We start from the raw sequence: 4,164 nt of genomic DNA, 5'->3' as shown, positions 1-4,164 counted from the left end.
GGGTTCGATTCCCATCACCCGCTCCATATTTTGCACCGCTAAGTTGTTGATTTCATTGATGTTTTTTCTGGCGGTATGGATGAAATCACAGTATTCAACACCCCCAGAATACCCCTGTTATCCCCCCAAATAAGCACAGAATAAGCACACGTTTGTTGGTGCATCAGGCCGCCAGTTTGTCGGCTGTCTGCCACAAGGGCTCCATGCCGTAGCGGCGTGGCGGGCGGTCAAAGCCCAATTTCTCCCCTTCCGAGATCCATCGCCCGTAATGGCGCATCACCATTTCAATGGTGGCGTGCCCCAGCAGTTTGGAAATATAGGCCGGGTTCTCGCCCTGGCTGAGTAACTGGCTGGCGAAGGTGTGCCGCAGCTCGTAGGGCTTGCGAACGGCAACGCCCGTCCCTTTGTGCGCCTTCTTCCAGACCTTCTCCAGTGTATTGGCGCTCCAGGCCTTGTCCTTGCTGTGGGCTCGTGGGTTGATCGTTACCCGGTCGCCACCGAGTTGTGTGAACTGGCGCATTTTCTCCGCAGCCTCCAGGGCGGCCGGCAGCAGCGGCACGGTGCGCAAGCCTGCCTTGGTCTTGGCGCGGGTCTTGTCCACGCGCTCTGTCGTGGTTTCTGTAACCCGCAGGATCTTGCCCTCCAGATCCATGCGTGGCCAGCGCAGGCCGATCAACTCACCGGTGCGCAGCCCGCTGAAGGCCCACAGCTGGAATGTCCAGCGCTCTGGCTCTGGCACATTGGCCAGTACCAAACACAACTCGGCCACGCTGTAGGGCTGGGGTTCGTAGTCGCTGGTTCGCTTCTCGATGGGGATCAGCTTGGTGATTTTGAGATTGGCGACTGGGTTGCTGGCAATCACCTCGTCTTGCACCGCTTCATTGAACACGGCGCGCAGCGGCAGAAGGATGTTGCGGATGCGCTTGAGGCTCAGATTTTGCTCACCCACCCATGAGCGCAGGTCCGAGGCGCGAAACTCCGTGATCTTCATTTGCCCGAACCGAGGTATCAGGATCTTGTCAATGTCGCGCCGGTACATGTTCCAACTGGAGCGCTCCAGTGTTTTTTCGGTGCGGTCCCGGTAATCTTCCAGCAAGGACTTGATGAATGGCGACTTGCCGGAGCCGTGGCCGAAAACGGTGGCCCGGGCGCTTTCGGGGAAAAACCCGCTGTAGTCAAAGTCGCCGCGCTCGATCTTTCCTAGGATCTCGGCGCGCAGCCGTGTGCAGTGGGCCTCATTGGCTTTGGTGTGTGGCAGGGCTATCGTCTCGCGGCACTGCACCCCCTTGTAGCGGAAGTCGATCTGGTAGACCTGCTTGCCGCCCGCGCGGGAGATAGGGCGAACGCCGGTTATTTTCCGTTGCCGTGCTGGTGCGCTGGCTTTTTCCCCTCCGCCCAGTCGTCCACCGCCCTCAGATTCACCCATAAACACGCACTCCCATCTGGCACGCGGGCATGAATCCCATGCAACCATTTGCCGGAACTCAGGCGCTTTGCAACAGCCGCGGGCGTCTCGCCTGAAACGTCGCAGTATTTTTGAAGCTTTACCCACTGAATCATGGCAGTTTACCTTTCGAGTCAGTAGCTGGGCTGATGGATGTCACGGTGCGCCATGTGCAGCCGGTGCAACCCTTGTCCACCAGCCCAAGCGGGCTATGCTGGTATTCGCAGGGCTTGCCGTAGCTGAAGTTGTCGATGACGGCAATCTTGACCCCGAGGCTCGTGTCACAGCGGCCATCCTGCACGATGCGTTTTTCAACGAACGGCGCCCGGTTGTGGCAGCCCTGTCTGTGGGTGCTGGTGTTCATGATGCAAGCTCCAGTGCGGTTTGCTCTTCAAAATGGGGCAAGCCCTTCGGCCACTTGCCTTCATCGCGGATTTCCTTGCGGATCTGTGCGCCCCAGCTTGCCGCCAGCGCCCGCACATCGGATGCGGGGACCAGGCGGTAATTGTCAAAATCGGCGTGACACCCGGGGACCAGTTCACCATCAGCACCAGGGTGGATGCAGCAAAGCGGAAAGCATTCGCGGTCGTCTTCTTTGATGCCTTTGCCGGTCGGTGGTGGGTGCGCTGCTTGTGAGTAGCCTTCGATGTGGCAATTGATGCATGGGCGTGCGGCGACAAGCCGGCGGTAGGGCTCGCTGCGAACAATGTCCTCCTTTGGAAGAATTACCACTGCATCCCCGACGCGCGGCATGTTGACCTTGACCGTCAGGCGGGCATACACCGGGGATATGCGCTCCGCCTTGACGTAGGCGGCGGGGAGCTTGCGCTTGAAGGGAGTACGCTTCATGCAACCTCCGCCACCGGCTCATCGAGCACCACTTGCAGGCCCTGCAGCAACTCAATTGCGCGGCTGATTCCATTGCCTTGAATGCGGCGGTGCAGCGCCATGATGGCTACTTGCAGCGTGGCGGCCGTCAGGTCTTCGGGTTTGATGCCCAATGTGGCGCCCAGTTCGAACATGCCTTGTTCAAGCGCCTTCACGGTGCGGGCGGCATTGTCATCAAGCCACTTGCTGTGGTTCGCCTTCCGTAAGTCAATGGCTGCAATGTCCGTAGCGAGCGAATCCTTGCGGTATTGGAGTCTGGTCTCAGCGTCGGCCACGTCCGAGAACAGGCGACCTATCTTGTCGCCCAGCCGCTTGCGCACGATCTCGGCGCCCTTGTAGTCGTTCGCGTGGCGTGGCACCTTCACGAATCCGCTGGCGTTGTTCGGGTGCAAGTCCATCAGCAGCTTGAGCCATGCATCACGCGGCAGGGTGTCCAGCACCTGGGATACCGGCTTGCGGGCGGCGCGCCATCCTGTCTCGCTGCGCAGGATCACACCGCACTCTTTGGGGATCAGGTCCAGCGGCGCCATGCCGCGCGGAAACGCAAACCAGACCACATTGGAGAATTTGCGGTACGACTGCCACTTTCCGCTTGTCACGTCGCTACGCAGATCCGACACACTCACCTTGATTTCGTAGGCATCGGTGCGGAACTTCGAGAACGACTTGTTGATGGTGAACAAGTCTGGGCGCGGGCTACCAACAGGCCCGAGTTGGGTATTTGTCCAAACCATCCGGTCAGTGCCGGCGCGCAGGTGGCAGGCCAAGTCCTCTTGCAACTGGTCGTGGGTCATACTGATATTTTTCATGTCTTTTTGGCCTACAGCCCACGTATCCATTGCGCAAGAAGCTATTGAATTGATAGTATTCATGCGTGCTCCAAAATTTCGCCGGTTTCCTGGTCAACCCGGCGCTTGGCCACCGGCCGCACGTAGCGCACAGCCTCCCGCTCGCCCGCCAGAAAGTGGAACGAAACGGAAAATTCCGTAACGGCGTGCGCGATTACCTCGTCAATGAACTGGCTGTACTGCTTGATCGAGAGCTCTTCCGTGCCCCACCATTTGCGCCGTGGTGTCGCGCGCTTGGCGCCAGGCATGCGGATCATTTCGTAGCGCGGCTTGCGCTCCAGGATCAGGTTCTTGAAAAAACGCTTCCAGATGCCGGTGGTGTAGCGCTGGCCACCGACGCGCACTTGCTCAGCAATCTGCGTCAGGACGGGCCCATGCAGAAACCGGCGCTGCTTGATGGTGATGGGGTCCGAGTCCTCGCCGACACTGATGCGCACGCGCTTGCCATCCATCAGCAAGGTCTTGGCCACGATGTAGGCTTGCGTGATGGCCGCATGCGCTTCCTCGCGTGTGGTGATGACGCGGGTGTGGTGGTCGTTCATGCGAAAGCCCTCTGCATATCCGGCTGCATGGCCTTGCGCATTTGCGCGATCACGGCTGGGTGGCAGTACATGCGGTTGTTCAGCCGATCGTGAATCACGTTGCTGCTGGGCACCGTCACCACGGCGCGAATCCACCAGCGGTTCAGGTAGCCGCCACGGATGCGGGTTTCCTTTTCCTCAACCATCAGTGGTGCGGGGTGAATGGAGATTCCAAAGATGCTCACAATGCCACCCCCGACACGATCTGTACGCCCACTGCGGCCACCAGTGAGCCACCCTTGGGGCCAAGCACCCAATCAACCAGCACCGGCTTGAAACGGCTGTCGTCAACACCCAGGGCGCGGGCCATGCCATCGAGTAGCGCCTTGCTGGCGGCCAGCATGTTGTCCAGGTCACGCGCATGCTTGTCTGGCGTCAGAAATAGCAAGGACAAAGGGATGTA

Annotated in this window: 6 protein-coding genes and 1 pseudogene; all 7 read right to left on the bottom strand. The window is 59.6% G+C overall.

Going from position 1 to position 4,164, the window contains the following annotated elements; all coding sequences use genetic code 11:
• Positions 1–163: 163 nt before the first annotated feature.
• Positions 164–1,426, bottom strand: a complete 1,263-nt coding sequence (locus C5P05_RS02510) for a tyrosine-type recombinase/integrase (protein WP_198674595.1) — start codon at positions 1,424–1,426, stop codon at positions 164–166.
• Between the two features lie 130 nt (positions 1,427–1,556).
• On the bottom strand, positions 1,557–1,808 hold the full coding sequence (locus C5P05_RS02500; RefSeq protein ID WP_114968310.1) for a hypothetical protein: 252 nt from the start codon (positions 1,806–1,808) through the stop codon (positions 1,557–1,559).
• A complete protein-coding gene (locus tag C5P05_RS02495; RefSeq protein ID WP_114968309.1) occupies positions 1,805–2,293 on the bottom strand; it encodes a hypothetical protein in 489 nt (162 codons plus the stop codon). The genes C5P05_RS02500 and C5P05_RS02495 overlap by 4 nt, the downstream gene beginning before the upstream one ends.
• Positions 2,290–3,141 (bottom strand): MmcB family DNA repair protein, encoded by an 852-nt coding sequence (locus C5P05_RS02490; RefSeq protein ID WP_157979195.1) that lies wholly within the window; start codon positions 3,139–3,141, stop codon positions 2,290–2,292. Before C5P05_RS02490 ends, C5P05_RS02495 begins: the two co-directional genes overlap by 4 nt.
• 59 nt (positions 3,142–3,200) lie before the next feature.
• Positions 3,201–3,722, bottom strand: a complete 522-nt coding sequence (locus tag C5P05_RS02485; RefSeq protein WP_114968307.1) for a hypothetical protein — start codon at positions 3,720–3,722, stop codon at positions 3,201–3,203.
• Positions 3,719–3,946, bottom strand: coding sequence for a hypothetical protein (locus tag C5P05_RS02480; protein ID WP_157979194.1), 228 nt, complete (start codon positions 3,944–3,946; stop codon positions 3,719–3,721). The genes C5P05_RS02485 and C5P05_RS02480 overlap by 4 nt, the downstream gene beginning before the upstream one ends.
• Positions 3,943–4,164: pseudogene (locus C5P05_RS33980) on the bottom strand (hypothetical protein); the annotation flags it as partial. The gene C5P05_RS02480 and the pseudogene C5P05_RS33980, both read right to left, overlap by 4 nt.

Origin of the sequence: Rhodoferax ferrireducens, assembly GCF_003347515.1 — a bacterium.
Taxonomy (GTDB): domain Bacteria; phylum Pseudomonadota; class Gammaproteobacteria; order Burkholderiales; family Burkholderiaceae_C; genus Rhodoferax.
This window is presented reverse-complemented; position numbering and strand designations above follow the sequence as displayed.